Origin of the sequence: Schaalia dentiphila ATCC 17982, from assembly GCF_000154225.1 — a bacterium.
GTDB classification, from domain to species: Bacteria; Actinomycetota; Actinomycetes; order Actinomycetales; family Actinomycetaceae; genus Pauljensenia; species Pauljensenia dentiphila.
The window spans coordinates 1,648,104-1,664,743 of the sequence record NZ_DS264586.1 but is presented as its reverse complement, the minus strand read 5'-3'; the positions used below and the strand labels follow the sequence as shown (position 1 = coordinate 1,664,743).

General features: G+C 67.2%; 12 protein-coding genes. 9 read left to right on the top strand and 3 right to left on the bottom strand.

The features are described 5' to 3' along the window. Nucleotides 1–49 precede the first annotated feature (49 nt). From ACTODO_RS07055 to ACTODO_RS07015, 9 genes are all read left to right on the top strand, one after another. A complete protein-coding gene (locus ACTODO_RS07055; RefSeq protein WP_003792655.1) occupies nucleotides 50–1,663 on the top strand; it encodes a DAK2 domain-containing protein in 1,614 nt (537 codons plus the stop codon). Continuing rightward, on the top strand, nucleotides 1,651–3,798 hold the full coding sequence (locus tag ACTODO_RS07050) for an ATP-dependent DNA helicase RecG (protein ID WP_003792654.1): 2,148 nt from the start codon (nucleotides 1,651–1,653) through the stop codon (nucleotides 3,796–3,798). Before ACTODO_RS07055 ends, ACTODO_RS07050 begins: the two co-directional genes overlap by 13 nt. A gap of 23 nt (nucleotides 3,799–3,821) precedes the next feature. Then, nucleotides 3,822–4,460 (top strand): RsmD family RNA methyltransferase, encoded by a 639-nt coding sequence (locus ACTODO_RS07045; RefSeq protein ID WP_003792652.1) that lies wholly within the window; start codon nucleotides 3,822–3,824, stop codon nucleotides 4,458–4,460. Beyond that, the gene (gene coaD, locus ACTODO_RS07040) at nucleotides 4,457–4,927 is read left to right on the top strand and encodes a pantetheine-phosphate adenylyltransferase (protein ID WP_003792651.1); all 471 of its coding nucleotides are present in this window, start codon (nucleotides 4,457–4,459) and stop codon (nucleotides 4,925–4,927) included. Before ACTODO_RS07045 ends, coaD begins: the two co-directional genes overlap by 4 nt. A gap of 30 nt (nucleotides 4,928–4,957) precedes the next feature. Further along, nucleotides 4,958–5,668, top strand: a complete 711-nt coding sequence (locus tag ACTODO_RS07035) for a F0F1 ATP synthase subunit B family protein (RefSeq protein ID WP_034512278.1) — start codon at nucleotides 4,958–4,960, stop codon at nucleotides 5,666–5,668. Continuing rightward, nucleotides 5,661–6,227 carry a YceD family protein gene (locus ACTODO_RS07030; protein ID WP_003792649.1) on the top strand — a complete coding sequence of 189 codons (567 nt, stop codon included), beginning with the start codon at nucleotides 5,661–5,663 and terminating at the stop codon, nucleotides 6,225–6,227. Before ACTODO_RS07035 ends, ACTODO_RS07030 begins: the two co-directional genes overlap by 8 nt. Then, on the top strand, nucleotides 6,227–6,949 hold the full coding sequence (gene rnc / locus ACTODO_RS07025; RefSeq protein WP_003792648.1) for a ribonuclease III: 723 nt from the start codon (nucleotides 6,227–6,229) through the stop codon (nucleotides 6,947–6,949). Before ACTODO_RS07030 ends, rnc begins: the two co-directional genes overlap by 1 nt. Nucleotides 6,950–7,027: 78 nt before the next feature. Next, complete coding sequence (locus ACTODO_RS07020) at nucleotides 7,028–7,642, top strand: response regulator (RefSeq protein WP_003792647.1); 615 nt, start codon at nucleotides 7,028–7,030, stop codon at nucleotides 7,640–7,642. A 255-nt stretch (nucleotides 7,643–7,897) separates the two neighbouring features. After that, nucleotides 7,898–11,416 carry an alpha-L-fucosidase gene (locus tag ACTODO_RS07015; protein ID WP_034512274.1) on the top strand — a complete coding sequence of 1,173 codons (3,519 nt, stop codon included), beginning with the start codon at nucleotides 7,898–7,900 and terminating at the stop codon, nucleotides 11,414–11,416. A gap of 105 nt (nucleotides 11,417–11,521) precedes the next feature. Here the strand turns inward: ACTODO_RS07015 and ACTODO_RS07010 are convergent, their stop codons facing one another. The 3 genes from ACTODO_RS07010 to cydD are packed head-to-tail and all read right to left on the bottom strand — an operon-like array spanning nucleotide 11,522 to nucleotide 16,592. Next, the gene (locus ACTODO_RS07010; protein WP_003792645.1) at nucleotides 11,522–13,168 is read right to left on the bottom strand and encodes a sensor histidine kinase; all 1,647 of its coding nucleotides are present in this window, start codon (nucleotides 13,166–13,168) and stop codon (nucleotides 11,522–11,524) included. Further along, complete coding sequence (gene cydC / locus ACTODO_RS07005) at nucleotides 13,165–14,919, bottom strand: thiol reductant ABC exporter subunit CydC (RefSeq protein ID WP_003792644.1); 1,755 nt, start codon at nucleotides 14,917–14,919, stop codon at nucleotides 13,165–13,167. Before cydC ends, ACTODO_RS07010 begins: the two co-directional genes overlap by 4 nt. Then, nucleotides 14,916–16,592: a thiol reductant ABC exporter subunit CydD gene (cydD, locus tag ACTODO_RS07000; protein ID WP_034512271.1), complete on the bottom strand. Its 1,677-nt coding sequence runs from the start codon at nucleotides 16,590–16,592 to the stop codon at nucleotides 14,916–14,918. Before cydD ends, cydC begins: the two co-directional genes overlap by 4 nt. Between the last annotated feature and the right edge of the window lie 48 nt (nucleotides 16,593–16,640).

The following is a 16,640-nucleotide window of genomic DNA, read 5'->3' as shown; positions in this document are numbered from 1 at the left end:
GCACACACCGAGCCGCGCAGGGACAATGGGAGGGGCTGAAAGGGGAGTCATGGATCTGAATGCATCTGTCATTATCGAGGCGTGTCGCGCCGGGGCTGAGGAGGCCGCCAGGCTCGCGCCTTTCCTTGATGACCTGGACGGATGGGATGGGGCGGACTGTGACACGGGGTCGAATGGTGCAGCGACGATGGCTGCGCTCGAGGCCGCTATGGACTCCCTGGACCCGCGTGCTCACCTGCGCGACGCGCTCGAAGCGGCCGTGGAGACGATTATCCGCCGCGGCCTTGGGCACAGCGGCATGGCCCTCGGAGCTCTTTTCGAGGCGTGGGCCGGTGCTCTCGGGGACGAGCATCATGTCACGCCTGTCGTGCTGCGCCGCATGATCGCCGCATCCCTGAGCCCCGTGGCCTCCTCCATCGAGTGGTCCGATGCCCTCGCGGAAATGCTCGGCGGGGCGGTGCGCGAAATTCAGGACCTGGGGGCGACGCTCCCGGAGGTCGAAGACGTTTTCTCTCGTTTCTCTTCCCAGGCGCAGATCGGCCTCGTTGAGGCGACGAACGAGGCGACGGGGCGTATCGACCCCGGTGGCGCCTTCGTCGCCCTGGTCTTGGCCTGTATCGACGCTTCGATGCGGGGTGACGCCGGAATCCTTCAGTCGTTTACTGCGATGCTGGCCGACCTCGCGGAGCGCCATTCGCGTGCGCCCGAGGCTGCCCCCCCTCCGCCCGGCCGCGACTTTACGGTCGACATCATCTTGGAGGGTACGCAGGAGGACCTGGACGCGCTGCTCGCTCGCCTTGGTGGCCTGGGGGCGCGACTGTCCTACGTGGGCAGGGTTGATCTCTTTGGCATGGGGGAGTGGAGGCTGCACGTCGACACCTCCGCGCCGCTGGCCGCGCATCCCACCTCGGGGCAGGTTATTCGCTTCCAGGTCTGCGACGCACGCCCGGACGCGCAGATCGGTATCGATGAGCTGGCCGATGAGGGCCTGAGCCACCGCGGTGTGCGCCTGCTGCAGCGCCGACCTATGCGCCGCGTTGAGCGTGCCCGCGTCATTGCTTGCACCAGTGCCCCCGGCCTTGTCGAAGATCTCGCACGCGCAGGAGCGGTGGTGTTCTTGGACCTGTGCTCTGGGGATGCCGCGGGCATCGTGTCGGCGGCGACCTCGCGCACGGGCGTGACTCTCGTGGCCACGTGCGACGAGGCCAGTGCCTCCCTGGTCGGTACCGTGGCCTCGGTGCTGCCCTCGCCTGCCCCGGGTGTTCCGGCGATCTTGCGTGCGGGTAGTCGCGATGACCTCGACGTCCTCGCGGTCGCGCGAGCCTGCGCCCCGCTGTTCGTGCCCCAGCCGGGTGGTGTTGAGGCCGCTCCGACGCTGGCACGCATGCTGCGCGACGGCGCACACGACGCTCTCGCCTCGTGCGCGAGCGCCCCGCTGCCTCCTGGCGGCGACCCGGAGGGCATCGCCGAGGCCCTGGCCGAAGCCTCACGCAGTGGCGGTGATTCCTGGCGCCTCCTTATTTCGCGCGACGACGACGGCCCCTACACCGTGGCCACCGTTCGCCAGCTGCTCTCCACGCGCGACGCGTCGTCGACGATCGACCTGGAGACCTGGGACGGCGGGCAGAGCGGGCCAAGCCTGGTCGCGGGGTGCGCCTCGTGAGCGCACTCGACGTCCCCCTGTCCCTGCGCTTGCCGAAAAAGACGGCGAAGGCTCTTGAGGGGGCGGGTGTGGCGACGGTTGGCGACCTGCTACTGGTTGCGCCGCGGCGCTACTACCACTGGGGTCGCCTCACGCCGCTGTCTTCCCTGCGCGAAGGCGAGGACGTGACGATCCTCGCTGAGGTCGCAGGCGCACACCTGGTCGCCAACCGATCCAGCTCGGGCGTGCGCTTGGAAGTTGCCCTCACCGACGGCGTTCAGTTCCTGTCAGCGACCTTCTTCGCGAAGAACCAGTACAAGCTCGCCCCCATTGAACGTCTCCTGACGCCGGGGCAGTCGTTCCTCTTCGCCGGCAAGGTCGGGGCCTACCGCGGCAAGCTGCAACTCACCCATCCCTCCTTTGAGGGCGTGGGCGGGGAGGACATCGAGCGTATCGCGTCGCGCCCCATCCCGATCTACCCGGCGACCGGATCGCTGGCCTCGTGGGCGATCGCCCGAGCAATTGGCATGGTGCTGGACCACCTGGACGACGCTCATGTGCCCGACCCGGTTCCCGCTGACGTCCGCGAGCGCGCTGGCTTCGCCTCCCACGCCGAGTGCCTGCGCGCCCTGCATCAGCCGGAGACGGACGAGGACTATCAGCAGGCGCGTAAGGCCCTGGCCTTCGCCGAGGCGTTCGTCCTCCAGGTGGGGCTGGCCGCGCAGCGCCGGGGGGCTCGGGCCGCGGCGGCGCTGGCCTCGCCGATCGACGCGCCGCTGTGCGAGCGTTTCCGCTCGTCCTTGCCCTTTGAACTCACGGACTCACAGCGCGAGGCCGTTGCCCAGATCGGGGCCGACCTGGCCGGCGAGGTGCCGATGCAGCGGCTCCTACAGGGAGACGTGGGATCGGGGAAGACCGTTGTCGCGCTGAGCGCGCTGCTCCAGGTGGTTGCCGCCGGTCACCAGGGGGCGTTCGTCGCTCCGACCGAGGTCCTGGCGGAGCAGCACGCCGCCTCCCTGCGGGCGCTCCTGGAGCCCCTGGGGGCGGACGACCCGGACGTTCGCCTGCTGACGGGCTCGACGACGCCAGCCGCCCGCCGCGAGATTCAAAGCGCGATGAACGCGGCAGAGCCGCTCATCGTCGCGGGAACCCACGCTCTCTTCCAGGAGAGCGTGCGTTTCGCGGACCTGGCTCTCGTCGTCGTCGACGAGCAGCATCGCTTCGGTGTCGAGCAGCGAGCCGCGCTGCGCGGGGCGCGTGAGGATGGGCGCGCGGTTCACGAGCTCGTTATGACCGCGACTCCGATTCCGCGAACGATCGCCATGACGGTCTTCGGAGATCTCGACGACACGCGTATGAGCGGCATGCCCTCGGGGCGCACCCCCGTGGCCACCTACCTCGCCGACAGTGCGAACGCGGCGTGGGTGGAGCGCACGTGGGCGCGGGCCGCAGAGGAGATCGCCCAGGGGCGTCGCGTCTACGTCGTGTGCCCGCGCATCGACGCCTCCGACGACGTTGCCGACGCCGAGGAAGAAGGCGCACGACCGTTGGCATCGGTCGAGGAGGTCGCCGCGTACCTTCGCTCCCACCCGGCCCTGTCCGGCATCGCCATCCACGAGCTGACGGGACGCACTCCCTCGCCGGTGAAGGCGCAGATCATGGAGGATTTCTCCACCGGGCGCGCCCCCCTCCTCGTCGCCACAACCGTCATCGAGGTCGGCGTCGACGTGTCGGAGGCGACCCTCATGGTTATCCTCGACGCCCAACAATTCGGCCTCGCCCAGCTCCATCAGCTGCGAGGCCGCGTCGGACGCTCCTCCCTGCCCTCGCTGTGCATCGCCATGCATCGACACGAACTCACGGACTCGGGCAGAGCACGCCTGCAGGCCTTCGCGGACACGACCGACGGTTTCGAGCTCGCCGAGGCCGACCTGCGCCTGCGCAAGGAAGGCGACGTGCTTGGAGCCGGCCAGTCGGGCACGGCCACCCACCTGCGTTTCCTGTCGGTGCGCCGCGACGAGGCGCTCATCCGCCGTGCGAAAGGCGAAGCCGAAACCCTCCTGGAACAGGACCCGATGCTGGCGCGCCACCCGGATCTCGCCCGGGCGCTGCGCGCCGCATCGGACGGACAGATCGAGTGGATGCAACGCTCCTGAGGTGCGCCCGGTAGGGTAGGGGTATGACCAGAATCGTCGCAGGCAGCGCCAAGGGGCGTACCCTCGCCGTGCCCAAGTCCGGCACCCGTCCCACCTCCGAGCGGGTTCGCGAGGCCCTCTTTTCGCGCCTGGACCACATGAACGTGCTGGACGGCGCGACCGTCCTCGACCTCTACGCCGGAACGGGCGCCCTCGGACTCGAAGCTATGTCGCGCGGAGGCGCCCACGCCACCCTCGTCGAAAAGGCCTCGGCCGCCGCCCGCGTCGCCTCTGCGAACGTTCGCTCGACGGGGCTGCCGGCCCGCGTCGTCACCGCCGACGCGCGCACCTACCTGGGAGCGCGCAACGGGGAAGCGCTCGCGGGAGACATCGACCTGGTCTTTATCGACCCGCCCTACGACATCGCTGAAGAGGACATGACGACGGTGCTGGCCTCCCTTGGCCCCTGGATTGTTCCCGATGCCCTCGTCGTCGTCGAACGCTCTACGCGCGCGCCTGCTCCCACGTGGCCGGATTTCCTCGTCCTCGAGGACCAGCGCACCTGGGGCGAAACCGTCGCCTACTTCGCCGGTCCGCCCCTGCCTAAGGATGAAACCGCCGACGGTGCGCAGTCCCTCGAGGACGCCCAGGCCTCGTCGAGCGAGGAGGAGGAAGACCGATGATCGCGCTGTTCCCCGGTTCTTTTGATCCCTTCACGAACGGGCACCTCGACGTCGCCGAGCGTGTCTGCGCCATCGCCGACCGACTCGTCATCGGCGTCGGAGTGAACCCCGCCAAGCGCGGCCTGATCGCCCCCGAAGAGCGCGTCAGGCTCATCCGGGAAGCCACCGGCCACCTCGGCGGCGTTGAGGTCGTCCTCCTGCAGGGCGCGACCATGGACGAGGCCTCGCGCCTGGGAGCCACGCTTATCGTCAAGGGCGTGCGCTCCTCAATCGACGTGGACTACGAGGCCCCCCAGGCGGTCTTCAACCGTGAGATCGGGGGCGTTGACACCTGGTGGATTCCGACCCGTCCGACCCTCGCACACGTCTCCTCAAGCGCCGTGCGCGAACTCGTGGGTCTGAAAAAGGATATTTCTCGGTATGTTCCTCCAGCGATTGAGCGATTTTTGACCGACAATAGAAGCTGAATAATGCCCGGTGGGACGCAGGAGGCAGCCATGGCTGACACGACCGACAACCAGACTCAGGACGAGTGGAACGAGGAAACCGTCTACGGTCCCTCCACCGTGATCGCCGCCCTCGACCAGATTGAGGACCTCGTCGAGTCCTCGCGCGCGGTGCCCCTGTCGGCCTCGATCATGGTCAACAAGGCCGAGATCCTCGACCTGCTTGACCAAGCCCGCGAGGCTCTGCCGGAGGACCTCGTGGCCGCCGATGCCGTTGTCGCCGACGCGGACGCCGTCCTGGGACGCGCCGATTCAGCCGCCGAGACCCGCATCGCCGAGGCAAACTCGCGCGCCTCCTCGATCCTTGATCAGGCCAACGAGCGCGCGGCTCAGATCCTCGCCGACGCCGAGGAAGAAGCCGAGCGCACCCGCTCGCGCGCAAACGACGAGGCCACCGCGCTCGTCTCGCAGGCCCGCTCGGATGCCGAGGCCACGATCGCCGACGCGAACGCCCAGGCCGCCCGCATCATCTCCACCGAGAACATCGTGCGCATGGCCGAGGATCGCGCCCGCGAGATCGTCTCCGAGGCCAAGCGCTCGGCAGCCTCCCTGCGTGAAGGCGCCGACGACTACGTGGCCTCCTCGTTGGACGAGCTTGCCCACCTCATCTCCGACCTCGCGCGTCGCACCGACGCTGGACGTCGCACGATCGCGGAGCGCCGCGGCGTCGACGTCACCGATGTGGATCTGACCAATGAGTGACAATTCCCTGACCCTGTCCCTGGCGCGCCTGCCGCGCGCCCTGGGATCGACGCTGCACCAGGACCTCGTGTGGGTGACCCCCGACGACCTGGGCACCCCCTCCATGTCGGCCGTCCCCGGCGTCCCCCTGGACGTGTCCGTGGACTTCACCAGCGTTGAGGACGGCGTGCTCGTCCAGCTTGCCACCTCCGTGGATCTCATCGGGGAGTGCGTGCGCTGCCTCGACGAGGTGCGCGACCATCACGACGTCTCCAGCGCGGAGGTCTACTTCGAGGCTGACGCGCCCGCCCTGACCCCCTCCGAGGACGATGAGGAGGTCGAGGACCTGTTCGTCATCGGCGAGCGCGACACCGTCGACATCGAGACGCAGCTGCGCGATGCGATCGTTCCCCTCGTGGATCCGCGCCCGCTGTGCAGTGAGGACTGCGCGGGCCTGTGTGACGTCTGCGGCGAGAAGTGGGCTGATCTGCCTTCCGACCATGAGCACTTTGTCGTCGACCCGCGCTTGGCCTCCCTGGCCTCCCTGCTGGGCAACGACGCCGAGCCGGGGCGATCCTGATGAGTCGTGCCAAGCACCTGCCCGTTCCTCCGCGTACCGACACGGAGGCGCTGGTGGAGGCGTGGGGGACCCGCATCGACGCCCCGCTCCTGCAGTTGGCGCTCGTGCACCGCTCCTACGCGAACGAGGCCGGGGGCATCGCGAATAACGAGCGCCTCGAGTTTCTGGGTGACTCGGTCCTGTCGATCGTGATCGCGCAGAAGCTCTACGAGCAGTACCCGGACGTGGCCGAGTCGGACCTGTCGCGCATGCGTGCCGCGACCGTTTCCCAGCAGCCCCTGGCTGCCGCCGCCCGCCGGATCGGCCTGGGTGACTTCGTGTTCCTGGGCAAGGGCGAGTCGATGCACGGGGGACGCGACAAGGATTCGATCCTATCCGACACCTTCGAGGCTCTCATCGGCGCGACCTATCTGACCAGCGGCCTGGAAGAGGCGCGCCGGGTCATCCTTGAGCGCCTGAGCTTCCTCCTCGTGGACGCCCCCTCGCGCGGCCAGCACCAGGATTGGAAGACGATCCTTATCGAATACTCGCAGGCTCATGGCCTGGGCGAGGTCTCCTATGAGGTCGAGGGGGAGGGGCCGGACCACCAGCGCGTGTTCACGGCCCGCGCTTTCGTCTCCGAGCGCCCCGATCCGATCGGCTCGGGGCAGGCCTCGTCGAAGAAGCACGCGGAGAACGCGGCCGCGCAGGATGCGATGAGCCGCCTGTCTCCCGAGAAGTAGTAAGTACACGAGGGCGTTTGCCCTCCCGACGGTTAGAATCAACACGTGAGTGAAAATACGTCCGCGCGTACGCGCGTCATGATCATTGACGACCACGAGATCGTTCGACGTGGCATTGCCGAGATCGTCGACCGCGACGACGCCCTCGAGGTTGTCGCCGAGGTCGGATCCGTTGCTGATGCCGTGCGTCGCGCCGACCTGGTGCGTCCCGACGTGATCCTGGTGGACCTGCAGCTGCCCGACGGCACCGGCATCGACATCATGAATCGACTGCGTTCCTCCCACCCGCAGATCCTCCCCGTCGTGCTCACCTCCTTCGATGACGATGAGGCCCTGGCTGAGTCCCTCGAAGCGGGTGCACGCGCGTACATCCTCAAGACCGTGCGTGGGGCGGAAATCACCGACGTGATCAAGGCGGTCGCCGACGGTCGCGTGCTGCTCGACGAGCGTACTCTGACGCGTCGCCGCGTCGATCACGAGGATCCGACCGCCGACCTGACGCCGTCGGAGCGCAAGGTCCTAGACCTGATTGGCGATGGCCTGTCGAACCGTGAGATCGGCGAGAAGCTGGGTGTCGCGGAGAAGACCGTGAAGAACCACATCACCTCTCTCCTGTCGAAGATGGGCCTGCAGCGCCGCACGCAGGTGGCCGCGTGGGTGGCCGGGCAGAGGGCGGCGTCCTGGCGTAACTGAGCCACTGCCTCGTTCCGGAAGGGGCGAGACGAACACGAGCGGGTCGGAATTATCCGGCCCGCTCGGCTTGTATGTGCGCCCGTCGTCGTATTTATCCTGCGGGTTAAGTTGTCCATTAATCAGGGGAATCCTCGATTTATGAGAAAGCTACTATCAAACTGGTTTATGAAAAAGCCCTATGGGGTAACGTTCCCCTCATCCTCACCGTAGAGGACGGACACTGTCGTCCACCACCACCCCCTGAAAGGACACCCCGTGAACCTCAAGCGAACGCTTGCCGGTTGCGCGGCTGCCGCGGCACTGGTACTCGCACCCATGAGTGCCCCAACCTTTGCCGACGCGCCAGAAGCGCCCACCGGCGTCCCCGCAGCGGTCCCCCTCAGCAACAGCGCAAAGATCGCCAACTGGCAGAAACTCCAGTACGGCATGTTCATGCACTTCGGCGTCTATTCCGTCTACGGCGGCTACTACAACGGCCACCGTCAGGGCATGGGATACCCCGAGCAGATCAAGGCCTGGGAGAAGATTCCCACCGACGATTACCTCGCCAAGGCCAAGGACCTCGCGGCCAACTTCGACGCCGCGGCCATCTGTCAGACGGCCCACGACGCCGGCATGACCTACCTGATGATCACCTCCAAGCACCATGACGGCTTCGCCATGTGGGACACGAAGACGACGGACTACAACATCGTCAAGGCGTCCAACTACGGCAAGGACCCGATGAAGGAGCTGTCCACCGAGTGCAACAAACTCGGCGTGAAGATGGCCTTCTACTTCTCCATCATCGACTGGACGAAACAGACCCCGGAGCCCTACGGCAACGTCAACCCCATCGACGAGGACCTCATGACGGGGACGATCAAGCCTCAGCTGACCGAGCTTCTCACCAACTATGGGCCGATCGCCGAGCTCTGGTTCGACATGGGCGGTCCCACCGCCGAGCAATCGCAGCGCATGGCCCAGTGGGTCCACGAGCTCCAGCCCGCCACGATGGTCAACTCCCGCGTGTGGAACAAGGCCGGTGACTTCGAGGTCGGCGGTGACAACTCCGTGACCACGGACTTCCACATGGGTCCCTGGGAGTCGATCCGCTCGATCTTCCCCGCCTGCTGGGGATACTGCTCGTGGGCGAACCGTAACGACAGTGCGAAGAGCTACAAGGAACGCGAGCTCGTCAACAACCTCATCGGCACGGTGGCCTCGGGCGGACAGTTCGCCTACAACATCGGTCCCAAGGGAGACGGCACCATCGACGCGTTCGACGCCGGCGTCGTCACCGAGGTGGGACAGTGGATGCGCCGTCACCCCGACGCCATCACGGGGGCGCGCCCGACCTGGTACCCCGCGCCCTCCTGGGGCAAGGTCATGACCAAGGGCAACGACCTCTACTTCTTCCCCGAGCTGTGGTCGCCCGGTAAGACCCTCACCCTTCCCAGCGTCGGCGGACACGTCACCGGCGTGAGCGTCGACGGCACGGACCGTTCCCTGGAGTACACGCAGGACGGCGCCACCCTGACGGTCACCATGTCCGGCGACAACCCTGAGCCGAACCTGCGCCCCGTCATCAAGGTCAGCTTCGACGCCCCGCCTACCTACGTTCCCACCCAGGCGGTGACCGCCGTTGACGGCGCGACCATCTCCGCCGAGCAGTTCTTCGCACGCGCCTCCGCCATGCGCTACTCCGGCCCCCAGGCGTTCGACGCGTACCTGGTGAACAAGGGCGAGAAGGCCATCACCGACCTGACCCTGAAGTTCTCCGGCAACTTCTCTGCCGACACCACCTACAAGATCACCCTCGGCGAGAAGTCCATCGAAGCCACCGGTGCTCAGATCGAAGCGGGCGAGGTCGGCGAGGGACTCACCCTCGAACCCGGCAAGGTTACGCCGCTGCGCCTCGAGCTCGCCCACCCCTCGTACTACGCCGATCCGATCGGCATGAGCTCCGTCAGCGCGACCGTGCACGTCTACGGAGAGGACGCGGCCACCAAGCCCCCCGTCATCGCCACGGACCCATCCTCGGTGTCGGTGAAGGAGGGGGAGAGCGCGACCTTCACCGTCGTCGCCTCGGGCCGCCCGGCCCCAACCATCCAGTGGTACCGCATTCCCAAGGGCGCGACCGAGGGAACGGCGATCGATGGTGCGACGAGCGCCATGTACACGCTGACGACGACGCTCGCGGACGATGGCTCTCAGTTCTACGCCGTCGCCACGAACGCTAACGGGTCCACGACCTCGGAGCGTGCGACGCTCACCGTCGCCAAGGGATCCGACAACCTCGCCCTCAACAAGACGGCGTCCATGTCGTCGATGGGTTGGGGAGGTGTCGCCTCGCGCGCCGTTGACGGGAACACCGACGGCGTGTGGGACAACGGGTCCGTCGCCCACACCGGCAGGCAGGCGAACCCCTGGTGGGAGGTCGACCTCGGCCAGACCCACCCGCTCGGGGTCGTCAATGTCTGGAACCGCTCCTCCTCTGACAACTGCCAGGGAACCCCCTGCGATCAGCGCCTCCACGACTACTGGGTCATCGCCTCGACCGAGCGACTCTCCTCCGCGTTCAACCCCGAGACGGCCGGTGCCGTCGACGGCGTCCACGTGATCAAGGTCGACGGGGTGGGAGCACGCCCCAGTGCCGTCGACTTCGAGGGATTCGAGGCCCGCTACATCCGCGTCATGCAGCCCACCGAGCTCGGTGAGTTCGCGCTCGCGGAAGTCGAGGCGTTCGCGGCCGCCGCGCCAGCACCGGATCCTCAGGAGCAGGAGCCCCCGGTCATCAAGCCGCTGGCCGTGACCGCCGACCCGGCGGAGGACGCGCAGATCTCCGGCGACGGAGCCTTCCGCACCGTGACGGCCAAGGAAGGCACGCAGGTCACCATCAAGGCCGAGGCGACCGGAAAGCCGACGCCTACCCTGTTCTGGCAGGTTAAGCGTGAAGGCTCTGACTCGTGGGCGATCCTGGAAGAGGAGAACGGGCCCGAGCTCACCGTCACTGTTGACGGCGAGACCAAAGGATCGGTGTTCCGCGTGATGGCGATCAACGAGGCCGGGGTTGCCGAATCGGGTCTCGTGACCCTCGCCCTGGCTGAGGCGCCCGACCCGGCACCCGACCCCGCACCCGACCCCGCACCCGACCCCGCACCGGAGGTGGATCACACGGTCGGAACGTGGATGCACGACGGCGTCGGCTGGTGGTGGAAGATCAGCCAGGGCGGATACGCCAAGAACGAGGTGCTCACTCTGGGCTCTAGCGTGTATCGCTTCGACCACAGGGGATACATGCTGACCGGCTGGGTCTACTGGGAGGGCGTCTGGTACTACCACGATGATTCGGGAGCTCAGGTGAGCGGCTGGATCAAGACGGACGGCAACTGGTACTATCTTGAGCCGGGCACGTGCGTCATGACGACCGGATGGCGGGTGATCAACGGACATTGGTACCTCTTCGCCGCCAACGGAGTAATGACCACTGGCTGGCACAAGTACGATGGCGTCTGGTACTACATGGAACCCTCCGGTGCGATGCACGCCGGTTGGCTCAGGCACGGAGGCTCGTGGTACCTGCTCGCCGGCAACGGCGCGATGGTGACGGGATGGAAGCAGGCGGGCGGCACCTGGTACTTCTTTGACCCCTCGGGGGCCATGGCGCAGGGATGGCGACACATCGACGGCGACTGGTACTACTTCGGGCCCGCCGGGAACATGTACACGGGCAGCCGCCAGATCGATGGACGCACGTACTACTTCGACCCATCGGGCAAGTGGATCGTGTGACCCGGCGATGAGAGCGCGCCCGCGCGCTCGCAGATAGGGCGGGGGGGGTGACGCGAATGCGTCACCCCCCCGCCAGCCGATTCCTTTGGGACAATTGTTGGCGCCCTAGCCCTCCAACGGAGCAATCCACCTTAGCCTGGTTCCGCCTCCCTCACCGCCCGAAACGGTATCGAAGGTGCCGTGGTGTCGGCGAGCCCGCTCCGCCATGTTGGCCAGGCCGGAGTTGCGCGTGCGCGCGGGATCGATGCCGCGCCCGTCGTCGGTGATCGTGATGCGCACCCGCCCGGACTTGCCCCGCCCGGATACGTCGACGCACACGGTGGCGGCGGTCGCGTGTGCGTGGCGGGCGATGTTCGACAGGCCCTCGCGAACGATGGCGACGACGTCGTCGGACAGGTCTGGGTCGACGCGCCCGTCGAACTCGTCGATGACGACGAGCTCGTTATCCAGGTCCGAGTTGATGGCGTTGCCGTCAAGCGTGATGAGCAGCGAGGGCGCAAAACCGAGGGCTGAACGCGTCAGCGACGATTCGCGGCGGATTCTCTCCACCAGGCCGACGGCCTTGTCGCGCTCGCGTAGGTTGTGCACGATCGTGCGGATCTGACGCACGGCCTCGTCGATGGAAGCGAGCGAAGAATCGATGAGGGACTCGAGGGCAGCCGGGTCCGTCTGGCCTGCAGCGACCTTCTGCTTGGCTGCATCCAGGGCCATGCCGGTCGCAAACAGCTGCTGGATGGCAAAGTCGTGGAGGTCGCGCCCGATGCGGTCGCGCTCGTCCAGCAGTGCGGCCACGTCCTGAGCGTGGCGAGCCGATGCAAGCTCAAGGGCAAGCGTGGCCTGGGAAGCGAGGGATTCCGCGAGCGAAAGCTCGGAGCTGTCGAACTCGGGTGCGCCGATCTGACGGAGCAGAATGAGGACACCGGACGACACGCCACGCGAACGCAGTGGCGCGTACAGGGCCGATCCGAAGGCAGCCAGCTGGGGGACACGCATCGTCTGCGCGCGCGACATCGAGTCCACGATCATGCCGGTACCCTCGTGCAACACGCTCATCGCGCGGCCTTCGGGCGGGAAAGTCAAACCCAGCAGGCTGGAGGCGTTCTTGCCGTCGACGATTTCGGCAGCCCACTTGTCGCCCACGGACTGCAGGACGATGATGGCGGTGTCCGCGTGGGACACTTCGCGCACGGTCTTGGCAATGAGCTCGAGCGCCTCCTCCTCATCGGCGCCCTCCAGCATGGTGGTTGTCAGCGACTGAGAGGCGCTGATCCACCGCTCGGTGCGCTTGGAGTCCGCGTACAGGTGCGCGTTTTCAACGGCGATGCCAGCGGCGGGTGCGAGCGCGCTGAGGACAGCGGCATCGGCGGACGAATACCCGCCCGCCTTCCCGCACAGGTACAGGCGTCCGTAGACCTGCTCGTGTACGAGGATCGAGACACCCAGGAACGGGGGAGTGGAAGCGGGCAGATCGAGGTCGGGTGCATCCGACGGCGAGTTGACGAGGAGAGGCACACTCGCAGGGATCGCCGTCATGAGAGACTCGGGGACCTCGGGGACTGGACCGTCCTCGTGGAACTCGAGTTGCAGGGTGGTGGCCCCCCACGTGTCCAGGACTGAGAGCGTAGCGTGCGGAGAGGACGTCAAGGCGCAGGCCTGGTCCACGAAGTTCTGCAGGCCCGCCTTCAAGTCCAGGGAACTGGTGAGGTCCAGGGCAGCTTGCAGCAGCGTGAAGTCAGTGGAGTCGGTGCTCATTGTTCCTCCTGGTCGAGGGCCCAGCGGTAGGCGGGGAGGGCCTGCAGGACCTCGTCGTGTGTGCCGCGCGCGGCGATCGTCGCGCACTGGCCGGGCTCGGGCGCAGCCAAGACGATGACGTGGTCGGCCTGGTCCAGGGCGCTCAAGCGGTGGGTGACCACCAGGGTAGCCCGCTCGGGTGAGCGCGTCAGGAGCGTTTCCATGAGGCGGTCGGCCGTCGCCGCATCAAGGTGCTCGGAGGCCTCGTCGAGAGCCATGATCGGAGCGGGCGCGGCGAGAGCCCTGGCCATGAGCAGGCGGCGGCGCTCTCCGCCGGACACGGTTGTGCCTCCGGAGCCGATCACGGTGTCGAGGCCGTCGGGCAGGGACTGAACCCACTGCGCGAGGCCGGCTCGGGACAGCAGTTCCGAGGCCTCGTCGCGGGTAAGGGATGCGCGCGCGACCCGCAGGTTTTCGTAGATGGTGGTGGCGAAGACGTGTGCGTCCTCCGCCGTCATCGTGATGCGTGAGGTGAGTTGGTCGCGATCGGCTCCCCATGCGGGAACGCCGTTGATCAGAGCACTGCCCGACTTAGGTGGGATGATGCCCGTGAGGGTCGCTAGCAGCGTCGTCTTACCGATGCCCGAGGGCCCGACGATCGCGAGGGACGATCCCGGGCGTAGCGTCAGCGAAATACCCGTTGCGAGCGTTGGCCCGCCCGGCCAACCGATGGCGAGATCGCGTGCCTCGATGACGGTGGCTCCCTCCGGAATGTCGTGGGGCTGCGCCGGTGTCTCCTCATCCAGGAGCGAACAGATGCGCGTCGCGGCCTGGGCGCTGCGCACGAGCTGGGCGGCGGCGGGCGTCAGCTCGGCGACTCCCTCGAAGGCGGATAGCGGGACGAGGACAATGACGGCCAGGAGGACCTGTACGAGGACCCCCGAGGTCGTCTGTGGGATCCCGATCAGGAGGGCGCCGATCACCGCAACGCCCATCGCGCATACGTCGAGGCCGCGCGCGAACGCGGACAGGCGCGCCGAGCGGGCCAGAGCGGCGCTCAGGGCAGCCTCGGACTCGCTGAGAGAGCGGCGCGCGCGCTCCAACGTGCCCGCCATGAACAGCTCGGTGGCACCCTCGAGGATCGCGAGCGAGGTCGCCGCGATGTCGGTGCGCGCATCGGCTCCCTGGCTCTCAGCCAGGCGCACCGAGCGGGCGATGAGGACCGGGGCAATGACGCCCGAAACGACGAGGCTGATCGCGAGGATGATGCCGGCCGCCGGAGAGATGATCGTGATGACACCGACCGTACCCACGCCGACGATCGCCGCGACAAAAGCTGGCAGGAGAGTCTTGACGACAACGTTGCCGACCTCATCAACGTCGGCTCCCGCACGGGTCATGAGATCGCCTCGGCGCAGCGTGGAAAGCTTCGTTCCGGGGGCCGCAGCCAACACGTCGTAGAGGTTGTTGCGCAGGCTATCCATGCCCGTCAGCGCCACCTTGTGGGAAGCGAGGCGTGACAGGTAGCGTGCGAGGGCACGCGAGACACCAAAGAGGCGAACCGAGGTCGCAGCGACCGTCAGGTAGAGCACCGGGGGATGCTGGGACGCGCGTGCGATGAGCCAGGCGGCGGTGCCGCCGAGAGCGATTGCGGCGCTGAGGGCGGTGACGCCGAGAAGCAACGACAGAGCGAAACCCGAGCGCGAGACGTCGAGCATGGAGATGCATCGGCGCAACGCAGCGGATTCAGCGCGGGTGAGAAAGAACTTCATGCGCGTGCCTCCTCGTCAGCGGCCGAGCGAACGTCGATGACAGCATCAGCTGCCTCCATCATGGCTGCGCGGTGCGCGATGACGATGACGGTGCGTCCCGCGTCCCGCATCGCGTCGATAGCCCGCACGACGGTCTCTTCGCTGACGGCATCAAGGTGTGCTGTGGGCTCGTCGAGGATAACGACCTGGGAGTGTGCGGCGAGGGCTCGCGTGAGGGCGAGGCGCTGGCGCTGTCCAACGGACAGGCCGACGCCGCCGGAGCCGATGACGGTATTCCACCCGTCCGGGGCGCTGGCCAAGACTTCATCGAAGCCGGTTGCCGCTGCCGCATCGTTCAGGTCGTCGAGAGGCAGATCGCCCATGTTGTCCAGGATCGTACCGGGAACCAGCGTGGGGGATTGGGGCACCCACGAGATCTGGCGACGCCACGCGGCGGGATCGATATCCGACAGGACGGACTCACCGCTTTCGGAGGACGACGCCGACGGCCGCAGCAGGACACGACCTGCATCCGGTGTCATGTCGGCCAGCAAACACAGGACAATCGTCGACTTTCCCGTGCCGGAGGGACCGCACAGCGCCGTCACGATGCCAGGCGCGATGACGCCGCTCGTCGGAGCCGGAGCCCACGCGCCGCGCGCACGCACGCCGAGGCTATCGAGAACGATGTCGGTGCGTGCCATGTCGGGGCACTCGTCGGTTCCGGGGGAGTCCACGGCCTCGGCCTCTTCGATGATGTCGAACGCTGCCTTCGACGCCGTCACGCCGTTCGCCGACGCGTGGAACTGTGCGCCGACCTGGCGCAGGGGCTCGAAAACCTCGGGCGCGAGCATGATGACAGCGAGGCCGTGGAACAGTGAAATGTTGCCGAAAACGAGGCGCATGCCGACCTCGACGGCGACGAGGGCCACCGACAGGGTCGTCAGGAACTCGAGCACGCCGCCCGAGAGGAACGCGACGCGAAGCGTGGCCATCGTAGCCTTTGTATTCGCGGCACCCAGAGCGTGCAGGTGCGTGCGCGGTGCCTTTTCGCGGCCGAGGCCGCGGAGCGTGGGCAGGCCCGACATGAGGTCGAGGAGCTGGGCGGTCAGGCGCTTCATCGACGCGAGCTTGTCCTCCGAGGCTGCCTGCGTAAAACGCCCGATGAGAATCATGAAGATCGGGATCAGAGGGATGACGAGGAGAGCGATGAGCGCGGACCAGAAGTCGAGCAGAAGAATGACGCCGAGCGCCGCCGGGGTCACCGTGCACACGAGGACAAGCTGGGGCAGGAAGGAGACGAAGTAGGGACGCAGATCCTCGAGCCCCGTCGACAGTAGGGTCGTCGTCTCCGCGCCCTTGGTCGCCCTCCAACGAGATCCCAGCGTGACGCTCGCATCCACGACGCGTCCGCGCAGCTCCCTCACCGCGGCGGCGGCCGCGCGAGTGCTCACCGCCTCACGGGCGGCGACGATCAGCGCGCGGCAGGCAAACACGGCCGCGATTCCCACAATGAAGGGCCAGACGTCGGTGAGGGACGCGGTGCCCGAGACGACGGGGGAGAGTGCTGCGGAAATGAGAAGCGCCTGGGCGAGAACCAACAGCGCAGTCAGCGTCCCTAAGAGGGCCGTCACAGCGATGGGGCCGCGCGCCGAGCGGGCATAACGCAACAAGCGAGGATCAAAGGGACGCACGTATCTATTGTGCCTGAAAAAGCCTCGTCATGGGTCAAAGGTCCTCAT

Bases quoted from the DNA above. Each gene is read 5' to 3' on its own strand.
- ACTODO_RS07055 (WP_003792655.1), top strand. From the start codon at position 50: ATGGATCTGAATGCATCTGTCATTATCGAGGCGTGTCGCGCCGGGGCT.
- ACTODO_RS07045 (WP_003792652.1), top strand. From the start codon at position 3,822: ATGACCAGAATCGTCGCAGGCAGCGCCAAGGGGCGTACCCTCGCCGTG.
- coaD (WP_003792651.1), top strand. From the start codon at position 4,457: ATGATCGCGCTGTTCCCCGGTTCTTTTGATCCCTTCACGAACGGGCAC.
- ACTODO_RS07035 (WP_034512278.1), top strand. From the start codon at position 4,958: ATGGCTGACACGACCGACAACCAGACTCAGGACGAGTGGAACGAGGAA.
- ACTODO_RS07030 (WP_003792649.1), top strand. From the start codon at position 5,661: ATGAGTGACAATTCCCTGACCCTGTCCCTGGCGCGCCTGCCGCGCGCC.
- rnc (WP_003792648.1), top strand. From the start codon at position 6,227: ATGAGTCGTGCCAAGCACCTGCCCGTTCCTCCGCGTACCGACACGGAG.
- ACTODO_RS07020 (WP_003792647.1), top strand. From the start codon at position 7,028: ATGATCATTGACGACCACGAGATCGTTCGACGTGGCATTGCCGAGATC.
- ACTODO_RS07010 (WP_003792645.1), bottom strand. From the start codon at position 13,168: ATGAGCACCGACTCCACTGACTTCACGCTGCTGCAAGCTGCCCTGGAC.
- cydC (WP_003792644.1), bottom strand. From the start codon at position 14,919: ATGAAGTTCTTTCTCACCCGCGCTGAATCCGCTGCGTTGCGCCGATGC.